Origin of the sequence: Oceanobacillus limi, assembly GCF_900111445.1 — a bacterium.
Taxonomy (GTDB): domain Bacteria; phylum Bacillota; class Bacilli; order Bacillales; family Amphibacillaceae; genus Ornithinibacillus; species Ornithinibacillus limi.
This window is the reverse complement of sequence record NZ_FOHE01000004.1, coordinates 90,634-110,874: the sequence shown is the minus strand read 5'-3', so window position 1 is coordinate 110,874 and position 20,241 is coordinate 90,634. Positions and strand designations below refer to the sequence as shown.

The following is a 20,241-nucleotide window of genomic DNA, read 5'->3' as shown; positions in this document are numbered from 1 at the left end:
TTATAGTTTAGGTGAAGCATGGCTTACATGGAGGCGGGTTGTCATGAGTGGTATCATACTGTTTGATGGTGTTTGTAATTTTTGTGATCAGAGTGTTCAATTTATATTAAAAAGAGATGAAAAACACTATTTTCAATTTGCATCATTACAGAGCGACGCAGGAAAAAAACTTATAAAAGATTTCGATGTTCCAACTGATATAGATAGCATGATTTTAATCGAAAATAATAAATATTATTCCAAATCATCAGCAGCTCTTCGAATATGTAAAAACCTGAAGGGCTTGTGGAGACTTTTATATGGATTCCTCATTGTTCCAAAACCGATTCGGGATTTTGCATATGGGATAATAGCCAAAAATCGATATAAGTGGTTTGGTAAAAGAGACAGTTGTATGTTGCCTCCTCCAGAGGTCAGAGATCGCTTTTTGTGAAATTATTTTCCTATATAAAAAAACGGTGTCCCTTTTTAGGAGACACCGTTTTCTTCTGTTGCTTAATACATTTCTTGTTTAGCAAAATGCAAAAAATACTCTAATGATTTTTCGTTACTTAAAGATCCCTTATTAACTACCTGATCCAATGGTTTACCCATTAAAAGCTTCTTAACCGGTATTTCAAGCTTCTTGCCGTTTAAGGTTTTTGGTAGGTCTGGTGCATGGTAGATATCAGTTGGGACATGCCTTGGTGAGCATTGTGTTTTAATTTGTTGTTTAATTGCATGTTTAATTTCTGCTGTTAAAACATATCCATCTTTCATTATCACAAACAATGGAACAAAGGAATCCCCGTTGTCTTTTGGAATATCTACAATTAGGCTATCAGCTATTTCCTTTACTTGATCCACTGCTCGATAAATTTCGCTTGTTCCAATGCGAATTCCACCTCTGTTGATGGTAGCGTCAGATCTTCCGTAAATAACACATGTACCACGTTCTGTAACCTTTAAATAATCTCCGTGACGCCAAACTCCTGGGAACATGTCAAAATAGCTCTCCCTTAACCTGGATCCGTCAATATCATTCCAAAAGTAGATTGGCATTGAAGGGAATGGTTCTGTTAAAACAAGTTCGCCCACCTCTTCAATTTTAGCTTCCCCTTCATCGGTAAAGCTTTCAATTTTTGCACCTAATCCCCTACATTGTAGTTCACCTGCATATACTGGTAGAATAGGCACCCCTAAAATAAATGCGGTACAGACGTCCGTACCACCACTTGCAGATGCGATCCAAAGGTCTTCTTTAACATGATCATAACACCATTTAAATCCTTCTGGCGGAAGGGGGGAGCCGGTTGAACCGATGCTCTTTAATTGGGATAATTGAAAGGATTCTTTTGGTGAAAAATCCTCCTTCATACATGCAGTAATGTAGCTTGCACTCGTTCCTAATACCGTCATTGATGTGTCTTCTGCAAGTTTCCAAAGCGCTTTTTTGTCTGGATATGCTGGATTACCATCATATAAGATAATTGTGCTACCTGTAAGTAATCCACCTACAAGGAAGTTCCACATCATCCAGCCAGTTGTCGTAAACCAAAAAAAGCGATCATTTTCGTCTAAATCGACGTGAAAGCTAAGTGCTTTTAAATGCTCCAAAAGGATGCCACCTTGACTTTGCACAATTGGTTTCGGTTTTCCAGTTGTTCCAGACGAAAATAAAACCCATAGCGGATCATTAAATGGTACACGTTCATAAGTGAGAATTGTATTACCGTCATATTTTATGGCGTCGTCCCATAACGTAACATTTTTCAAATGATTAAAGTCGGCATTGTTGTTTAAGTAAGGGATTGCGATTGTTGCTTCTAATGTCGGAAGTTGGGCTTGAATGTTTTCAACAATAGCTGTTCGATCAAACTTTTTTCCACCATAGCTATATCCATCTACGGTTACCATAACTTTTGGCTCAATTTGTTTAAATCGGTCAATAACGCTTTGAGTTCCGAAATCAGGGGAGGCACTAGACCAAATGGCGCCTAAGCTAGCAGTTGCTAAAAATGCAACAGTAGATTCATAGATATTTGCAACATATGCAACGACACGATCGCCTTTTCGCACACCTAAATTCATTAATGTTTGCTGTAAAGCTGTCGTATCTTGATAAAGCTTTTCCCAGGTTACTTCAGTTCTTTTGCGAATTTCTGAATTATGTATAATGGCAGTTGTATGTTTATCTCGGTTGCGAAAGATGTGTTCCGTGTAGTTAAGTGATGCTTGAGAAAACCACTCGGCTCCAGGCATTTGATGGGTTGTTAAAACAGACTCATAGGTTCCATCAGATTGAATGTCAAAGTACTGCCAAATGGATTCCCAAAACTCTTCTATTTCTTGAACGGACCATTCCCAAAGAGAATGATAATCGGAAAAATGAAGTTTCTTATGGCTTTTTAACCAATTCATATATTGATAGATATTTGAGTTAACTTTTTGTTGTTCATTCGGTTCCCATAGCAATGTACCTTCTTCAATTCGTTCCACGTAATCACTCCCTGAATTATATCGCTAATTAATCTTATTATATGGAACCGCTTTCTATGTGTAAAGGTCCTTTGTTTTCAATTCTATCATTATATAATACCTAGTAGTAATAATGACGTAAAGATTTTCCATTTCAGAGTTAAACCACTCATCCTATGAAAGATAAAAATCTAGGTATCCTAAAAGAAGAATACCTAGAAATAAAATTGATAGTTATTGTTCCGCTAGCTTATCGGCAAATACCTTCATGTATTCAGGTAAATCTGGCGGACGGCGACTAGAGATAAGATGTCCATCTACCGTGACAGCTTCGTTAACCCAAGTAGCTCCAGCGTTTGTCATATCATCCTTAATACCTGGTGTACTGGTAACTTTTTTACCTTGCAGAATATCCGCAGAGATTAACACCCAACCTGCATGGCAGATTTGCCCAATTAGTTTCTTCGCTTGATCCATGTGCTTCACGAAATCGAGGACTTCTGGAAAGCGCCGTAGTTTATCCGGTGCCCATCCTCCAGGAACTAAAATGGCATCATAATCTTCTATAGTAATATCAGAAAAGGAGTAATCAGATTCTGCTGGTACACCATATTTTCCGATGTATTTGTTTTTAGCTTCCTTACCTACTAAATCAACCTGTGCGCCTTCTTCTTGAAGACGTAATATGGGATACCATAGTTCTAGATCCTCAAAATCTTCATCTATTAAGGCAATTACTTTTTTATCTTTTAAACGCATATAACCCCTCCTAACCTTATTGTAACAACTTAAACTATGTGATCCAACCAAAGTAAAACCAAGTTAAGTGGGGATCGACTGAAAGTCAAGTGTCCGATTCGTCACCTAACAATACAGTGGGGATTATGTAACTCCCACTGATTGAAGACTCACTTTATTTTTGATTATCGTATTCTGCAAATTTAATGAAATTTTGTTCATCCTCTATTAGCCCACAAGAGCCACACTGAATCTTATATTTTGGCCCCTTATAGGTGGTATGGAAGACCTCAACCGGTCCTGATGTATAGTCGTTGATGATGTCGCCAGTTTGCGGATCCAATTTTACAGGTTTTGCAACTTGTTCGATAATATTGAAGCGGGATCGATTTGTTTTACAGTTTGGGCATAAATAACGTGCCATGGTATACACCTCCACCATTATTATTTGTTTGGTGGAAGAAATTATGTGTGATTAAGTTACAAATTTCCATGCAAATAGCGGGCAGTTAACCCTGAATTGAATATTCATTTTACTGAAACATATTTTTGATTTTTGAAATGAATGAAGTAGACACTTCCTTCTCATCGGTTTCCTGGTCATCATTCTCTTGTTCTTCTAATAGATAGATATTTTCCCGTTCAACCGCATAATCGTAAGCTAAAACAGCACCAATATCTGTTTCTGATTCCTCGTTTGTGACAACGGTATATGGAATATTATACTTATCTGCAAGTTCTTTTTCTTCTTTGAGAAACTTACTTGCGACATCTCCATTAAAGATTAGTTTTGCGTCTTTATTTTTTTTCATTTCCTCTTCTAACTTTTCCAGTCCCTTATCTGTCATCACTTGTCCTTTCTTTAATGCAAGGACAATTCGTTCACGTAATGTTCCTAAAAAATAATTTCGTTCGCCTTGCTTCGGTAAGCGGGTGCCATATATTCCTTCGTTGAGGTAATCTTCAACGTTTTTCTTCGTCATTTATAAACCTCACTTTTATATAAATTATACTCTTATTGTATGTATATGCTCTGTTACTTGCAATAATTTGATTTAGAAAAGAGGCGATTCGTTAGAAGAATCGCCTGAGTACTTACTTCTTTTTTTTTGCGCGTAGATCTGCAGCACGACTTCTTGCTTGAGCCTCTTTATCTTCGTGGTCTGCTAATTCCTCTGAAAACTCTATATCTAGTCCATCTGCCTTCTGATTCTTTGGAGTTTGTGCGAGGTAGTTATGTCCTTTTGACTTGTTATGATCATCTCTTCCACCCATGTGTAAGCACCTCTTTCGTCATTTTTTCGTAGCAGTAAATAAAGAAAAACTTTTTCTACCCTGTATAACTTAGCATTCGTAATCCATACTAAGCTTCCATATTAGTATGCTCTATATAAAGTGAAAAATGTAAAAAAGAAGCAATCAACAGGATAAAATCCTATCGATTGCTTGTTGTTTTAGCGCTCACTATTTTCTTCTTTATCTTCTAAATATAAGACATCATCAAATGGTTCTTCATATTCTTGTTCAAGTTGCTCATTTTCTTCTTTTCCATACTTATAATTGGAAGGATCCACTGGTTCCCAAGCTTCTGTTGGTTGGTAAAAACGTAATAAATCTCCATTTAACAATTTATCGGACAATTCCAGTTCATGGTGGGCACCTTCGACAATTTCTTTCATTTCTTCTGTTGGTTCTATTTCCTCACCTGTCACCGTGTCGTAATAAGTGTCTGACACAACACTAAATTCTGGTGTAATGACGTCACCATTACGGAATGGCACGACTTGATTATGATCATCTGAGAATAAATCTGTTCCAAATTGGATATAGTCTTGTGCGTTTATTCCCATTAAGTGAAGCATTGTTGGCATTACATCAATTAAACCACCATAGTTATGGTTTGTTCCTTGTCCTTCGACTCCAGGTACTTTAATGATAAATGGAACGCGCTGTAACTGTGCATTCTTAAACGGTGTAATTTCTTCACCTAATAATTCCTTCATGGCACGGTTATGGTTTTGAGATATACCATAGTGGTCACCATAGATCATGATAACAGAATCCTCATATAAGCCAGATTCTTTTAGATCTGTAATGAATTGTTCCAAGGCCTCGTCTAGATAGCGAGCAGTTTGGAAATAACGGTCGACTGATTTATCGCCAGTTTCTGCCGGAGCAATAGTTGCTTCCTCTTCATCAATTAAATAAGGATGGTGATGTGTTAATGTTTGTAAGTGTGCATAAAATGGCTCATCCAAAGATTCCAATAATGGCATAGATTCTTCAAAGAATGGTTTATCTTTTAGACCATAGTTAATGACATTTTCTTCATTCATATCATAATAACTAGCATCAAAGTACGTATCGATACCGAATTGCTTGTATATTTCGTCACGATTCCAGAAGGATTTATAATCTCCATGGAATACAGATGAGTTATAATTTAACTCTTGATTTAGGATTGCAGAAAAAGCTTGGTACGTGTTATTTCCGCGTGTTACAAATGCAGAACCCTGTGGTAATCCATAAATAGAGTTAGCTAATAAAAATTCCGCATCTGCTGTTTTCCCTTGTTCCGTTTGATGGAAAAAGTTATCAAAATACGTGTAATTCTTTTCTTGATCATGAACTAAGGAATTGATAAAAGGTGTAACCTCTTCCCCATGTAATTCAAAATCGATCAAGAATGATTGGAATGATTCTAAATGAATTTTAATAATATTTTTTCCTTCTGCCACACCAAATAATTCATCATTTGGCTCTGCATACTTATTCTTTGTATAGTTTTCAACTTCTGCAATATCACTGCTGTCAGCTAAGACACGTTGTGATGATGTTTTTACATTTTGAACTGCATCATATAAGGCAAAGTTATAAATGCCTAGATACTTAACGATATAGTTACGATCAAATGTCCGTTTTAATAATTCAGGTCGATCTGCTTCTGCCATACTTAAGTTAACCGAAAATGCAATTGCGCCTGCGATCAGTACTAATAATGGTGTTCTAAAATGCATACGTTTCGTTGACCAGTATTTCTTACTCCAAATAAATAAGGCAATAAGAATGATGATGTCAACTGCAAACAATAGATCTGTCCAATTAGCAAGGCTCACAATACTACCACCAAGACTACCGAAATTATCCGTTTGAGTCATTGTCGGTAATGTGATGTAATCATTGTTAAATCGATAATAGACAACATTGGCATATAATAGGATACTCATGATTGTGTCTATCAGAATAATCCATATACCAGCACGTTTTCCTTTAGCAAATAATGCTAGACCGAGAAAAATTAAAGCAGAACTAAGAGGGTTAAAGAACAAAAGAAACTCTTGTACTCCACCTTTTATATCTAATCTAAATTCAGTAACATATATAAAATACGATTTTATCCAAAGTAAAATAACAGCTACGAAGAAGAAACTTATCTTTGATGTAAAGATTTTTTTCATCGTATTCACCCCATATTTCTTCTAATTATAGATGATTGTAATTTCATCAAGTTTTTATTCTAACCGATATTTAAAAAAGGTGCAAGCGTTTTTACATTTTTTACCATTGGGAAAGTTTTCACTTTTTATGATTCATAGAGAAATAGACCTAAAAATGATTCTATTTATGTTAGAATAGATTTTGTGTGCATTTCACAATGGAAAGGAACGTTGCATCTATGAGCATCGTAAATAAGCTAAACAAAACTGTGAAAGAGTATATCTATATTATATTTGGTGCTTCTTTAGTAGCACTGTCTTATAATATTTTTTTGCTACCTGCAAAGCTTGCAGCAGGTGGAATCTCAGGGATCAGTACGATCTTATTTGAACTATATGAATTAAGTCCAGCGCTAACCCAATTTATTATTAATTTACCAATCTTTATTATTGGTTGGTTTGCATTGGGGAAAGATTTTAGTGGTAAGACTTTAGTCGGAACTTTTTGGGTGCCTTTTATTATTTGGTTAAGTGAAGATATTCCGCTTACTGTAACAAATCCAATTTTAGGTGCAATCTATGGTGGGATTGTTCTTGGTGTTGGTCTAGGAATTGTATACAAAGGAAATGGTTCGACAGGTGGAACCGCTGCTATTGCTCAGGTAGTAAAAAAATTCACCGGGATATCTAGTGGTTATTCGCAATTAATTGTTGATGGAATTGTCGTGATTGGATCCATTATTGTATTCAATTTAGAATTAACTTTATTTGCACTTATGACAATTTATATATGTAGTAAAGCCATTGATGTTGTTCAGTTAAGAACGTCCTCTTCAAAGTTGATCTTAATTATCTCGGAAGAGGAAGAAAAAATACAATCTATTATTCGTGACGGAATTGACCGAGGGCTTACAAAAGTACGCTCGGTAGGTGGATATTCCAATAAAGACAAAACAATGATCTTATGTGTTGCAGAACAGCAGGAAGCTGTGTATTTAAGAAAAGTACTTCAACAAGATGAACCAAACTCCTTTGTTGTATTCATTAATGCATCTGAGATCCTTGGAAGAGGTTTTTCATTGGATAAATACTATGGACAGAAATTATAAAAAAACGCACTCCGCCAAGCTAAGGAGTGCGTTTTTAAATTAGGATCTGCTTACCTAAATTTAATTAACGCCTGTCTCCTCCTAAGAGGTCAAACAATCCTCCAGCAACACTACCTTCTCCTTTTGACCCACCACGTTCTGGAGCTGCAGCAAATACTCTACTTGCAAGTCTGCTGAATGGAAGGGATTGAACCCAAACTGTCCCAGGTCCTTTTAAGGTTGCGAAAAATAAACCTTCTCCTCCAAATAATGCAGTTTTTACCCCGCCGACATATTCTATGTTGTAATCAATGTCGCCAGTCATCGCAACTAAACAACCGGTGTCAACACGTAAGGTTTCTCCTACTTGTAGCTCCCTTTTATGTATAGTACCACCAGCATGGACGAATGACATCCCGTCTCCTTCGAGCTTTTGCATAATAAATCCTTCCCCACCAAAGAAACCAGTACCAATTTTGCGTTGAAATTCAACACCAACTGCAACGCCTTTTGCTGCAGCCAAAAAAGCATCCTTCTGACAAATTAACTTCCCGTTAATCTCACTTAAATCCATTGGAATAATCTTACCAGGGTATGGAGAGGCAAATGATACATGCTTTTTACCTGCCCCCTCATTTGTAAAAGTCGTCATAAATAAACTTTCCCCAGTTAAAACACGCTTTCCAGCACCAATTAATTTACCCATTAACCCGCCACTTTGATTGGAGCCATCTCCAAAGATTGTTTCCATGCGGATTTGGTCATCCATCATCATAAGGCTACCTGCTTCAGCTATTACAGTTTCTTGTGGATCAAGCTCCACCTCAACAAACTGCATATCATCACCATAAAGTTTGTAATCAATTTCGTGATTATTCATATTCCCAGTCCTTTCAAAAGGCTTATTAGTATGTATACGGTTTGTAAACCAAAAAGATTCAACTTTTGTATTTATTGATTCTAATAAGGAAATTTTTTCTGCATATAACTGGATATATCCACCACTGATTGACGCTTCCGCTTTATTTCACTTGTCTTCCTTTGTTCAAGCGGGATAATAATTTGAAAAACTCCATAGAATATAATAGGAAGATATTAATTTCTTAAGGAGGAAATACGATGGCATTAAATATAACGCAAAAATTAATTAAAGACCATCTTGTTAGCGGAGAAATGACTCCTGGAATGGAAATTGGACTGAAAATTGATCAAACGTTAACCCAAGACGCTACAGGAACTTTGGTTATGCTAGAGCTTGAAGCGATGGAATTGGATCGTGCAAAAACAGAGGCGTCAGCACAGTATGTGGATCATAATATCATTCAAGAGGATAGTAAAAATCCAGATGACCACTTATTCCTACATAGTGCTGCGAAAAGATTTGGGCTTTATCATAGTCGCCCTGGTAATGGAGTTAGTCACCCCGTCCACATGCAACGGTTAGCAAAGCCTGGAAAAACATTACTTGGTTCTGACAGCCATACATGTGCAAATGGGTGTATGGGTATGCTTGCCATGGGAGCTGGAGGCATAGATGTTGCCATGGCGATTGCTGGTGAACCGTTTTATGTAAAAATGCCTAAAGTCTGGGGAATTAAATTAACAGGAGAACTTCCAGATTGGGTAAGTGCAAAGGATGTGATTCTAGAGCTGCTACGTCGTCATGATGTAAAAGGTGGAGTAGGAAAGGTGATCGAGTATTATGGTCCAGGTTTAGAATCATTAAGTGCAATGGATCGCCACGTAATAGCTAATATGGGGGCAGAGCTCGGTGCAACAGGAACTGTGTTTCCGTCTGATAAAGAAATTAAGCGGTTTTTAAAAGAACAAGATCGGGAAGAAGACTGGAAAGAACTAGTAGCTGATAAGGGTGCAACCTATGACATAGATGAAGAATTAAATTTATCCGAGATTGAACCACTTATTGCAAAGCCTTCCAGTCCTGGAAATGTTGTTCCTGTTAAAGAGGTAGAAGGTACACCAATTTATCAATCGTATGTAGGATCCTCTGCAAATCCTGGATTCCGCGATTTTGCAGTAGCTGCTGAAATCGTAAAAGGAAAGCATATTGCAGGTGGGGTTTCCTTTGATATTAACCCTACATCTAGACAGATGCTGACGGACTTAGTAAAAGAAAGTCATATTGCTAGCTTGCTTTCTTCTGGTGGGCGCCTTCATCAAGCAGGCTGTAATGGTTGTATTGGCATGGGGCAAGCACCTGCTTCTGGACGAAATAGCTTACGCACAACACCAAGAAACTTCCCTGGAAGATCGGGTACAAGGGAGGATAGTGTTTTTCTTTGTAGTCCGGAAACTGCTGCAGCATCTGCGTTAACAGGAAAAATAACAGATCCACGTTCTCTCGATATGAAATATCCAAAGGTGAAGGATCCAAAGCATCCAACAATAGATGTGAATCTACTAGATGAACCATTACCATATGAAGAAGCGAGAAATGTTCAATTGGAAAAAGGGCCAAATATAGCTTCCATTCCAGAGATGGATGAAATGCCTGATAAAATTGAACTTCCTATTTTACTTAAAATGGGGGATAACATTTCGACTGATGAAATTCTTGCGGGTGGAGCTCGCGTATTACCATATCGAAGCAATCTCCCTGAAATAAGTAAATTCACCTTCGAAATAATTGATGAAGCCTATCACAAACGTGGGAAGGAAACCGTTGATAAAGGTGGTCATGCAATTGTTGGAGGGTTTAATTATGGGCAAGGATCTAGTAGAGAACATGCAGCATTAGCACCAAGGTATCTTGGTTTGCGTGTTGCTTTAGTGAAAGACTTTGCGAGAATCCACTGGCAAAACCTTGTTAATTTTGGAGTGCTACCACTAACATTTGTGAATGAAGCAGATTACGATGAACTTGAACAAGGGGATGTTATTGAAGCAACTGGTTTACGTGATAAAGTAAAACAAGGTAATGAATTTAGTGTTCAAGTAAAAGGAAAAAATAAAGAAATAAAAGTACGTCATGCCTTATCAGAGCGGCAAGTAGATATCATGTTAAAAGGTGGAATTATAAATTGGGTGAAAGATCGCAGGATTAAATCATAAACGAATGGAGGGTTTGTAATGGTTGATAATAGCAAACGATGCAAAGCATGCGATGGAACAGGAATTTTATCAGATCAGGAAGGTTGGCAATATAAATGTAGCGTATGTAATGGGGATGGCATATATAATCATACGGATGCAACTACAAGCGCACGTATAATGAATGTAGATGAAAATAATCGTTTATTGGATTAACTAAAATAAAGGTGTTTGCTTGTGGAGATGCCACGAGCAAACATCGGTTGACATCGAGCAAAGACCACATAAAAAGGGTGTTCCAATATATAGGGACACCCTTTACTTTGTTTAATGTGGCATTTGGCCTTGGATTGGTGCAAAGCTATTCATATAATTCTGCATATCTTCTTGTTTCAGTTGTGGTACCTGATAATATTGATTTTTGTTTTGATATAAGAATACTTCATAAGCCATTTCAATTAGGTTTGGTACACTATCTTGAAATACTCTTCTCATCACGGGATTGGTTGACTCAAGTGCTGCCATTGTAAATGAAGATGCAGCAGACTTTAAACATCCCATCATAAAGCTGGAGATGCATTGGTCATTAAGTTCATTTGCAGATTGTGCTGGTTTTTTCGGTTGAGATGGTTGCATACCGTACACGACGTCGTTATTCTGTGTCATGTTATATGTTTGCGTAGGTACACTTGGTTTTTGGCCAGTTTTCAAGGTTTCGACTAACGTATTATAGAGCTGTGTTAAAAAGGTTTGATGCTGTTGAAGCATTGTTTGTAACTCGGGATCCTGGACATGCTGTTCATAAAGCAAGTATTGTTCCATTCCGCCTACTAAACCACTAATTGCTTCATGCGCATCAAATAGTTCATGGCCTCCATGGCTTTGCTGCGCGGGCATTTGAGATGATCCTTGTAAGTTTTGGTTTTGTTGGTTGTTCACGTTTTATAGCCTCCTTATAATTGATCATAAGTATTTTTATCTTAAGTGAGTAATTTATGCATCATGACAAGGGTGACGGAGCCTTTTAGTTGGAAAGCTGATGGGATCAATAGTAAGTTTCATGTGCCGGATATATCCATTTGTCAAAACTCTTTGGTTCCGTAATAACCCAATGTATAATAATAACGTACATATTATTTTTCAAAGGAGTAACAAAATGTCAATAAAAGATCAAAACAAGGACGTAGAAAATATAGAGGTGTGGGAGGATCTTGTTCACATTAGGGATCTTGTCATTTGCCTCGTTATATGTAGTCTGACAACATTGGGAGGTTATTTAATTGCCCCGAATGAACCACCAACACCTTTAATAGTTGGATTAATAGGAGCGGTAGTCGGTTTTATTCTATGTAGTATAATCATTAAACCCAAAAGAACGTTCCGCTATGAGGAGGAGAAATAATTATGGAAATGGATTTAGTATTAATTCTGCACATGATTATCGCTTCCTTGGCAGGAACAGTGTTGTACACGCTTATCGGTATTGCTCCTGGTACAGATGAAACAGCAGTGCTCGCTCCAGTTACCATGGTCATGGTGTTAACAGGATTTGAACCAATTGTTATATTAACCTTTTTCATATCTGCAATTATCGCGAAAAAGTTAACAGACTCCATACCAGTAGCGATAGCGGGGATTCCTGGAGGAGTTATGTCTGCACCAATGGTAGAACATGCAATGGTACTTAAGAAACATGGAATGCCAGAAGTGAGTATTCGTAAGATGGCTTCTGGTTCTGTAATCGGTACTATAGTTGCTGTTCCACTCAGTTTGTTATTGGCGAATTTTATTCTTCCATTTGGAGATACACTTTCACAATATGCAAACCAAGTATTTTTGGGAGGCGCAGTTTTTCTAGCCCTTATGACAAAAAGTCGTTGGTTTGCTTTATTATCAATTCTTCCTTTTGCGTTTCTCATTCAAGGACTACGCAACTTTTATTGGGAGATTGGTGTTGTTCCAGAAGATACGACGGTATTTACTTCATTCTTCTTAGGAATCACATTAGGTCCTGTCATACTAAAATTAGTGGAGCTACTAAATAGAAAAGTTCGTGATCGATTACCACGTTATGGGATCAAGGAAATTATACTTACGAAAAGAACACCCGAAAAAGGTTTTCCTAATCCATTTAAAATACTTACCAAAAAAGAAGTTGGTACTTCGTCTATCGCTTCCTTTTTTGGTGTTTTGACTTTCTTTATGAGTCCAGTCGGAATGACAATTTTTCTCGGGGAAACATTAACAAGTAGAATAAAGGAACCGATTAAACGAGCTTCAAGGGCCGTATCAAGCATGGATGGGTTAACGAATGCTGCTTATATTTCAGGGACCTTAATTCCGCTCATTGCAATTGGTCTTCCGTTATCTCCTACAGCTATTGGACCTGGAGGGGCACTATTTAATGCACCACCTGTTTTTACGCCTGAAAATAATATTCACCATATGTTATCAATGGGTGATTTTGTATTAGCAACCATTATAGGGTCTGTCGTTGCAATTAGTATTACATTCTATATTACGATAAAATATGCTCAACAAATTTGTGCTTTCGTGTTCCGCTACATTCCTCACGAAGCAATGCTCGGTCTATTTATCGGTCTTGTCTTAATGCTTTCTTATATGGATGCGGGAATTTTGAATATATTTGGTGTCATCCTCGTTGGTTTAGTTGCAGGGTTTTTACACCGTAAAGGAGTAAATTATGGGGTTCAATTTATGACTCTCTATGCTGCACCTTGGCTTGTTTCTTTATTTTTCTAGGATTGAAGCACTGGCGGATAAGTTAGTGCTTTTTTTGAAAAAGAACTCACTTTAACTAGGAGGAAATCATGAGCAGAAAGAGTATCTTTTATATATTTTTTCTTCTTATTATACTTGTTGGATGTAAGGAAGAGGAAAATAACGCAAAGGAAGTTGCAAATCTTTCTGGAGAATGGACTGGAGAAATTGAAATTCCTAATCAGCCTTTAGGAATTCGAATGACGTTTGACGAGCAAGAAGACGTGTCCGGGAATATCAGTATCCCTGTTCAAGGAATACAAAACTATCCCTTGTCGTCGGTCACGATGAAAGAGGATAAAAATATTGTTTTCATATTGGATATTCAAGGCCAATACATGATATTTGAAGGACATATAGAGGAAGATAAGGTTACTGGCACATTCAAACAGAATGGACAGTCGTTTCCCTTTGAATTAAAAAAAGGGGAAAGTATCCTTTCCACTGAGGAGGAAGAAAAATTCTTGCAAGTAGAAACCTCCGCAGGAACTTTATATGGGGAACTATTGATGCCAAGTGGAGAAGGGCCCTTTCCGATAGCTATTATCATTCCTGGTTCAGGCCCTACTGACCGCAATGGTAATTCAACTGCTGGTGAGAATAATAGCTTAAAAATGTTAGCAGAGGGGCTTGCGGAAAATGGAGTGGCTACTTTACGCTATGATAAACGTGGTGCAGGAAAAAACCAACTGGCAGTAATACCAGAAGAAGAAATGCGGTTCGACCAGTTTATTGAAGATGCAGTGGATTGGGTAGAGTTGTTGGAAGAGAATCCTAATTTCTCGGATGTAGGAATTATTGGGCACAGTCAAGGATCATTGGTTGGGATGCTAACAGCCCAAAAAACGAACGTTGATTATTTTATCTCCATTGCTGGGGCAGGGAGGTCAATCGATCAGGTTCTGTATCAACAACTTCAAGAGCAGTTGTCTGACAAATTGCTGGCTGAAAGCAAGGAAATTGTGCAGGCGTTGAAGCAGGGAGAACGAGTGGAAAATGTCAGTCCTCAACTGGAAAGTATATTTCGTCCTTCTGTACAGCCATTTACAGCTTCTTGGATGAAGTACGAGCCAGTTGAAGAAATCGCTAAACTGGAAATCCCTATATTAATTATTAATGGGGAAAATGATTTGCAGGTACCTATAGAAGATGCAGAATTGCTTAAAGATGCAAAGCGGGATGCTGAACTTTTGCTCATTGAATCCATGAATCATGTTTTAAAAGATGCACCAACAGATAGAGAGGGAAATTTGGAAACGTATTCTAATCCAACACTTCCTATATCAGAGAGGTTAATTGATGGAATCAATCAATTTTTGGTGGAGAATTAATTACTTGCCAAATCAATCTATTAGTAGTTGTGCTATCATGAAAGTAATATCTTGTGATTAGGGGGAGTTACATGCAATCAAAAGAACCAATTCCATTAAACGACCGAATCCATTTAATTGATGGTTTTGACATGGGAGTACCAGAACGTACGGGTTCGTATGTAATTAATGAAGAGGAATTAACCATTATTGAAACAGGGCCTAGTCCATCTGTAAAACATATTAAGAAAGGCCTGAGTTCTCTAGGTTATTCATTAGACCAAGTAAAGTATATTATTGTGACACATATTCACTTGGACCATGCTGGAGGAGCGGGTTATCTATTACAACAATGTCCAAATGCTAGTGTTGTGGTTCATCCAAAAGGAGAAAGACACCTTATAAATCCAAGAAAGCTAGCTGCTGGCGCAAGAGCGATATATGGAGATAGTTTCTCTGAGTTTTTTGATCCAATTATTCCTATTCCAGAAGATCGAATCATTGTTAAAGGAGAGGGAGATACCCTGGAAATCGGTTCAGATTGTACATTATCGTTTCTAGATACACCCGGCCATGCCAAACACCATTTCAGCATTTATGAACCAAAAAGTAATGGGATGTTTACTGGTGACACGGTAGGAGTTAAATATGAGCAGTTGGTACGAGAAGGTATAGATCTATTTTTGCCTTCTACATCACCGAATCATTTCGATCCAGAGGCCATGCATGCTTCCATTAAGCGTATGCTTGATCGAAATTTAGATTGCATTTATTTTGGACACTATGGAATGACGGAAAAAACAACTAAAGCTTTGATTCAGGTTTCCGAATGGTTAGACATATTTGTTGAAGAGGGGGAACAGATAATTGCTGAGGGGAAAGGGTATAATGAACTTTCTGCTAGATTGCTTCAACGGGTGAAAGATTACTTAAGTGATTTGGGTGTTGCTAGTGATCATGAGGTGTATATTTTAATTAACTTAGATATGCAAGTTAGTGCTTTAGGTATAATGGATTATTTTCAAAAAATAAAACAATAACAGAATAAAAAGCTTACAGACATGATTAATCGTCTGTAAGCTTTTTATTAGCTGATTTCTATTTGATAATTAAGTTCCCATGAGATATTGTTTCGGTCTCTAACAATTGCATGCTTTGCCCCCCAAAACGTATCTTGTAGCTCCATTTGTACATGACCTTCATCTTTCAAGTTATTGTAGACGTTTGTTATCTCTTCTACACTATCAAAATCAGGACCGAGTAGAATATTGCTTCCGGATACGATATTTTCATCAAAAACATCAGCAAAGTAAAGAATACAGTGGGTATTAATATGTAGTTCAGCATGTATATATTTGCCTTCATGTCCTTTGAACATGTCGATACCGTCTGCTAATTGGGTGTTTTTTATTTCTCCACCAAAGATATCTCGGTAGTATTCCACTTGTTCCTTACAATTTTTCACACGAATATGTGGTACTATTTTTTTCAAACTAATTCCTCCTTTATATTGGTTATGTTTGTCCGAATTGATATACATAAAACCTTTTATCGTAAAAAAATTGGGACCTAACGAACGCACTGTTCTAGATGAAAATATGGTAGGATTATAAACGGTTATATTAAATGCGTAGTAGATGTATTATGCGACGTAATGATCTTAAAAGATTTTGGATATCATTTTCACCGCTACGGAAATACACTGCGCTTTCCGTGGGCTCGCGCTGAGCCTCCTCATTCGCAAAGTCCGCTCACTGTGGGGTCTCAGCGTCTTCGCTTTCCCACAGGAGTCTCCGTGTATTTCCTTCGCTAGGCTTGTGTGCGTTAATGTTTAAACATCATTCTATGTTATCCTTAGCAAAATAAGAACCGCTTCATCAGCGGAGGCAGAATGCGTAGACTCCTGCGGGAACAGCACGTGTCCGAAGACCCCGCAACGGTGGTTTGTCCGTGAGGAGGCTGAGGCCGTGCCCGCGGAAAGCGTAGCATTCTGCCGTAGCGGTATTCTAAAACTACATCCATTAGTAATGGAAAGTCAAAACAAAATGTTACGTCGCATTATATACATTATGTGTAATAAAAGCTGTGCAAATCAGTGTAGCTAGGGGGATGCTATTCGTCTACTTTTGTAAAAGTCAATAAAACAAATACAGCGAAGCTAAGTAGTAATGTTGATCCGCCAACAATAAAGAATACAGTTGTAAAGGTTTGACTAAAACCAAAAGGATTTAAATAGTAGAACCACATACCTGTCGTTAAGCCAATTGCCCCAATTATTGCTGTCACTACATGAATTCTAGCTAACAGCTTGTTCGTAGGTGGGAATAGTTTATAATATACCGCCCAGGCAAATAAGGTAAGCCAGCCAACAACAAGTATATGGGCATGTACCGACTTAAAAGCATAGCTTCCTGCACCAGCCATATGAGAGCCTAAAAATGCTCCAATAAAAGCAAAGATTGCAGAAAAGCGTAATAAGGTCTTACTATAGCTATTCATATTTTTCCTCCTATTTGTTTGGGTGATCGATCTCTAAGTAAATTGGACAATGATCACTTCCGTAGATATCGGAATGGATCTGTGCATCTTTTAATAATTCTACAAGTCTATTGGAAACAATAAAATAATCAATCCGCCACCCAATGTTTCTTTCTCTTACCGTCTTCATATAAGACCACCAAGTGTAAAGACCTTCTGTATTCGGGTGAAAATATCGTAACGTATCAACAAAGCCGGATTTTAATAGACGGGACATTTTGCCACGCTCTTCCTCGGTAAATCCAGAGTTTCCTTTATTCGTTTTGTAATTCTTCAAATCTACCTCATGGTGGGCAACATTTAGATCACCACATAAAATAACTGGTTTGACCTTATCTAATGCTTGGATATGCTCTAAAAATTTATCTTCCCATTCTAATCGTACATCAAGACGCGCCAAATCACGTTGAGAATTAGGCGTATATGAATTAACCAAATAAAAATCCTCATATTCTAGGGTGAGAATTCTACCTTCTGATTGGGTTGCTTCATCTCCTAAGCCATATTTAACCGAAATTGGTTTCTCCTTCGTGAAAACTGCTGTACCAGAGTATCCCTTTCGTTCAGCATAATTCCAGTACTGATAATATTCGTCTAAATCAAGTTTAATTTGCCCTTCTTGTAATTTCGTCTCCTGTACACAAAATATATCTGCGTTTACTTTATGAAAATAATCTAAAAACCCTTTTTTTACACAGGCACGAAGCCCATTTACATTCCAAGATACTAGTTTCATAGATGAGTCTCCTTCTATCCTAATTCCAGTTTATTTTAACATATTTATAAATTCGTGTTGACTTCTTAAGTGTATTAAGTCTATAATACACCTTAGATAGTGTATTAACTGCTTAATACATATTTTTTTGAGTTTGGTGTATTAACCGTTTAATACAGGGTGGACAATAACCCATCATGAATTTTAGGAGTTGTGACTATGAGTGTGACTTTTAACAACCGAGACCCAGTTTATATACAAGTAATTCGTCATTTTAAGGAACAAATAGCAACAGGGCGCTTGGAGCCGGGACAGGAGATTTCTTCACGCCGAGAGCTTGCGAATAAACTTAAGATTAATCCGAATACGGCGCAGCGTGCGTATAAAGAAATGGAGGAACAAGGCTTGATTTTTACCGAACGGAATTTACCAAGTCGTATTACAAGGGATGAGCATGTGTTAAATGCTGTAAGAGAAGAACTTATATTAGAAGCAGTGGATTCTTTTGTCACCTCTATTCATGCAATAAACGTTCCATTATCAGAGGTATTAGACCTAGTGAAAGAAAAATACGAAAATAAATCAGAGGATTAGGAGGGATATGTATGATCGAAGTAAAAGATGTAAAAAAAAGATTTGGTAGAAAAGAAGTATTAAAAGGTGTATCCTTCACAGCGGAAAAAGGCGAGATAACCTGTTTAATTGGTATAAACGGGGTTGGAAAAACAACCATTATGAACGCTATTGTAGCATTAACACCTATAAATAGCGGACAAATATTAATTGATGGCGAAGAACTTCATAAAGGGAGCTATGAAAAGATTACGTTTATTCCAGATGCAATTACAATGTTACCGCAAATGCGAATCATAGATGCCATGCAATTTATGGATGATTTTTATGATTGTTGGAATGAAAAACGAGCTGAGGAAATACTTTCATTTTTTAAATTGGATAAGCAGGAACGGATTGCGAATCTTTCAAAGGGGAATACGGCCAAGGTGAATTTGTTACTCGGTTTGGCAATGGATGTTGATTATATTTTGATGGATGAGCCTTTCTCTGGGATTGATATTTTTAGTCGTGAGCAAATAGCTGAAGTGTTTACAAGTCATTTAATTGAGGATCGTGGTGTAATTATTACAACACATGAAATAAATGATATTGAGCATTTAATTGATAAGGTAGTCTTGTTAAATGAAGGGTACGTATTAAAGGAATTTAGTACGGAAGAGATCCGTGAGAATGAAGGAAAATCGGTTATTGATGTAATGAGAGAGGTGTATCAATCATGAACAGATATATAAAATTGGTTAATTTTGAATTCAATCGATTTCTTAAAATATATCTCGTTTTAATTGGGATAACAATTGCTTCGCAAATCTTGGGTGCCATTATTCGTTCCAATCAGTATTTAAATGATATGAACGATTTATTATATGAGCAATTAATGACACGGGAAGCAGCTCTTGAGCAGCTAGGGAAGATTAGTTTTTATCATATTACCCAAACCGTTTGGTTTATGGGACCGATTGCAATATGTATTGTAACCTTGTTAATTTACATGTTTTTCATTTGGTATCGAGATTGGTTTGGAAAAAATACCTTTATTTATCGTTTATTAATGCTACCAACCGCACGCATAAATGTTTATTTCGCAAAAGCAACAACGATTCTTCTAATGGTATTTGGCCTTGTAGCAATACAATTATTAATGTTACCGGTTGGAAGGCGAGTGTTACAATGGATGATTCCCGTTGACTTTAGAGTGGATCAAACGATTCGGGAGATATTGACTTCATTCGATTATCTTATGATTCTTTTCCCAAGTACATTTTATGAATTTGTTATCCATTATGCCATTGGATTTGCAGTAGTTCTCGTTGTCTTTACAGCGATTTTATTCGAGCGTAGCTTTCGATGGAAGGGAATTGTATTTGGGTTAATCTTTGGGGCGTTTGCAGTTACCATCTTTATCTTTCCGGTCATTGTTCAAGCATTTATACTACCAGAGTTTTTCTACCCAATTGAATTATTTGCTTTAGAATGTATTGCTGGTCTAGTAGTTGTTTCGTTATCCATTTGGACTAGTAACTATCTATTAAAGAAAAAAATTAGGGTGTGAT

At 37.2% G+C, this 20,241-nt stretch carries 22 protein-coding genes; 11 read left to right on the top strand and 11 right to left on the bottom strand.

Going from position 1 to position 20,241, the window contains the following annotated elements; translation table 11 throughout:
• Nucleotides 1-43 precede the first annotated feature (43 nt).
• On the top strand, nucleotides 44-433 hold the full coding sequence (locus BMX40_RS06210) for a thiol-disulfide oxidoreductase DCC family protein (RefSeq protein WP_090867942.1): 390 nt from the start codon (nucleotides 44-46) through the stop codon (nucleotides 431-433).
• A 62-nt stretch (nucleotides 434-495) separates the two neighbouring features.
• Here the strand turns inward: BMX40_RS06210 and BMX40_RS06205 are convergent, their stop codons facing one another.
• The 6 genes from BMX40_RS06205 to ltaS all read right to left on the bottom strand — a co-directional run bounded on the left by BMX40_RS06205 (nucleotide 496) and on the right by ltaS (nucleotide 6,653).
• Nucleotides 496-2,478, bottom strand: coding sequence for an acetoacetate--CoA ligase (locus BMX40_RS06205; protein WP_090867939.1), 1,983 nt, complete (start codon nucleotides 2,476-2,478; stop codon nucleotides 496-498).
• Nucleotides 2,479-2,691: 213 nt separating this feature from the next.
• Nucleotides 2,692-3,216, bottom strand: a complete 525-nt coding sequence (locus tag BMX40_RS06200; protein WP_090867937.1) for a type 1 glutamine amidotransferase domain-containing protein — start codon at nucleotides 3,214-3,216, stop codon at nucleotides 2,692-2,694.
• Between the two features lie 154 nt (nucleotides 3,217-3,370).
• Nucleotides 3,371-3,619: a DNA alkylation repair protein gene (locus BMX40_RS06195; RefSeq protein ID WP_090867935.1), complete on the bottom strand. Its 249-nt coding sequence runs from the start codon at nucleotides 3,617-3,619 to the stop codon at nucleotides 3,371-3,373.
• Between the two features lie 109 nt (nucleotides 3,620-3,728).
• Entirely contained in the window at nucleotides 3,729-4,178 is a 450-nt protein-coding gene (locus BMX40_RS06190) for a YueI family protein (RefSeq protein WP_090867933.1), read from the bottom strand.
• A gap of 112 nt (nucleotides 4,179-4,290) precedes the next feature.
• A complete protein-coding gene (locus BMX40_RS06185; protein WP_090867931.1) occupies nucleotides 4,291-4,470 on the bottom strand; it encodes a YfhD family protein in 180 nt (59 codons plus the stop codon).
• 179 nt (nucleotides 4,471-4,649) lie between these two features.
• A complete protein-coding gene (gene ltaS, locus BMX40_RS06180; RefSeq protein ID WP_090867929.1) occupies nucleotides 4,650-6,653 on the bottom strand; it encodes a lipoteichoic acid synthase in 2,004 nt (667 codons plus the stop codon).
• Between the two features lie 197 nt (nucleotides 6,654-6,850).
• Between ltaS and BMX40_RS06175 the strand changes: the two genes are divergently transcribed.
• Nucleotides 6,851-7,741: a YitT family protein gene (locus BMX40_RS06175; protein WP_244513387.1), complete on the top strand. Its 891-nt coding sequence runs from the start codon at nucleotides 6,851-6,853 to the stop codon at nucleotides 7,739-7,741.
• A 64-nt stretch (nucleotides 7,742-7,805) separates the two neighbouring features.
• Here the strand turns inward: BMX40_RS06175 and BMX40_RS06170 are convergent, their stop codons facing one another.
• Nucleotides 7,806-8,600 carry a TIGR00266 family protein gene (locus tag BMX40_RS06170; RefSeq protein WP_090867925.1) on the bottom strand — a complete coding sequence of 265 codons (795 nt, stop codon included), beginning with the start codon at nucleotides 8,598-8,600 and terminating at the stop codon, nucleotides 7,806-7,808.
• Nucleotides 8,601-8,839: 239 nt separating this feature from the next.
• Between BMX40_RS06170 and BMX40_RS06165 the strand changes: the two genes are divergently transcribed.
• Both BMX40_RS06165 and BMX40_RS20115 read left to right on the top strand, forming a co-directional pair.
• Entirely contained in the window at nucleotides 8,840-10,792 is a 1,953-nt protein-coding gene (locus BMX40_RS06165; protein WP_090867922.1) for an aconitate hydratase, read from the top strand.
• A gap of 18 nt (nucleotides 10,793-10,810) precedes the next feature.
• Entirely contained in the window at nucleotides 10,811-10,987 is a 177-nt protein-coding gene (locus BMX40_RS20115; protein ID WP_170840677.1) for a hypothetical protein, read from the top strand.
• A 111-nt stretch (nucleotides 10,988-11,098) separates the two neighbouring features.
• Here BMX40_RS20115 and BMX40_RS06160 read toward each other — a convergent pair whose 3' ends face one another.
• Nucleotides 11,099-11,710 (bottom strand): spore coat protein, encoded by a 612-nt coding sequence (locus tag BMX40_RS06160; protein WP_244513385.1) that lies wholly within the window; start codon nucleotides 11,708-11,710, stop codon nucleotides 11,099-11,101.
• Nucleotides 11,711-11,927: 217 nt separating this feature from the next.
• Here BMX40_RS06160 and BMX40_RS06155 point away from each other — a divergent pair, with 217 nt between their 5' ends.
• From BMX40_RS06155 to BMX40_RS06140, 4 genes are all read left to right on the top strand, one after another.
• Nucleotides 11,928-12,173, top strand: coding sequence for a hypothetical protein (locus BMX40_RS06155; protein ID WP_090867920.1), 246 nt, complete (start codon nucleotides 11,928-11,930; stop codon nucleotides 12,171-12,173).
• Between the two features lie 8 nt (nucleotides 12,174-12,181).
• Nucleotides 12,182-13,534, top strand: a complete 1,353-nt coding sequence (locus BMX40_RS06150; protein WP_090868182.1) for a tripartite tricarboxylate transporter permease — start codon at nucleotides 12,182-12,184, stop codon at nucleotides 13,532-13,534.
• Between the two features lie 68 nt (nucleotides 13,535-13,602).
• Nucleotides 13,603-14,883 carry an alpha/beta hydrolase gene (locus tag BMX40_RS06145; RefSeq protein WP_090867918.1) on the top strand — a complete coding sequence of 427 codons (1,281 nt, stop codon included), beginning with the start codon at nucleotides 13,603-13,605 and terminating at the stop codon, nucleotides 14,881-14,883.
• A 71-nt stretch (nucleotides 14,884-14,954) separates the two neighbouring features.
• On the top strand, nucleotides 14,955-15,902 hold the full coding sequence (locus BMX40_RS06140; protein WP_090867916.1) for an MBL fold metallo-hydrolase: 948 nt from the start codon (nucleotides 14,955-14,957) through the stop codon (nucleotides 15,900-15,902).
• A 47-nt stretch (nucleotides 15,903-15,949) separates the two neighbouring features.
• Here BMX40_RS06140 and BMX40_RS06135 read toward each other — a convergent pair whose 3' ends face one another.
• The 3 genes from BMX40_RS06135 to BMX40_RS06125 form a co-directional block, all read right to left on the bottom strand.
• Nucleotides 15,950-16,354, bottom strand: a complete 405-nt coding sequence (locus BMX40_RS06135) for a VOC family protein (RefSeq protein WP_090867914.1) — start codon at nucleotides 16,352-16,354, stop codon at nucleotides 15,950-15,952.
• Between the two features lie 620 nt (nucleotides 16,355-16,974).
• Nucleotides 16,975-17,361, bottom strand: a complete 387-nt coding sequence (locus BMX40_RS06130; protein ID WP_090867912.1) for a hypothetical protein — start codon at nucleotides 17,359-17,361, stop codon at nucleotides 16,975-16,977.
• A 10-nt stretch (nucleotides 17,362-17,371) separates the two neighbouring features.
• Complete coding sequence (locus tag BMX40_RS06125; protein WP_090867910.1) at nucleotides 17,372-18,136, bottom strand: exodeoxyribonuclease III; 765 nt, start codon at nucleotides 18,134-18,136, stop codon at nucleotides 17,372-17,374.
• A gap of 198 nt (nucleotides 18,137-18,334) precedes the next feature.
• Between BMX40_RS06125 and BMX40_RS06120 the strand changes: the two genes are divergently transcribed.
• From BMX40_RS06120 to BMX40_RS06110, 3 genes are read left to right on the top strand one after another with little or no spacing between them, the layout of a single operon-like run.
• Nucleotides 18,335-18,709 carry a GntR family transcriptional regulator gene (locus BMX40_RS06120; protein WP_090867908.1) on the top strand — a complete coding sequence of 125 codons (375 nt, stop codon included), beginning with the start codon at nucleotides 18,335-18,337 and terminating at the stop codon, nucleotides 18,707-18,709.
• A gap of 11 nt (nucleotides 18,710-18,720) precedes the next feature.
• Nucleotides 18,721-19,410, top strand: a complete 690-nt coding sequence (locus BMX40_RS06115) for an ATP-binding cassette domain-containing protein (RefSeq protein ID WP_090867906.1) — start codon at nucleotides 18,721-18,723, stop codon at nucleotides 19,408-19,410.
• Entirely contained in the window at nucleotides 19,407-20,240 is an 834-nt protein-coding gene (locus BMX40_RS06110; protein WP_090867904.1) for a hypothetical protein, read from the top strand. The genes BMX40_RS06115 and BMX40_RS06110 overlap by 4 nt, the downstream gene beginning before the upstream one ends.
• The last annotated feature ends 1 nt before the right edge of the window (nucleotide 20,241 follow it).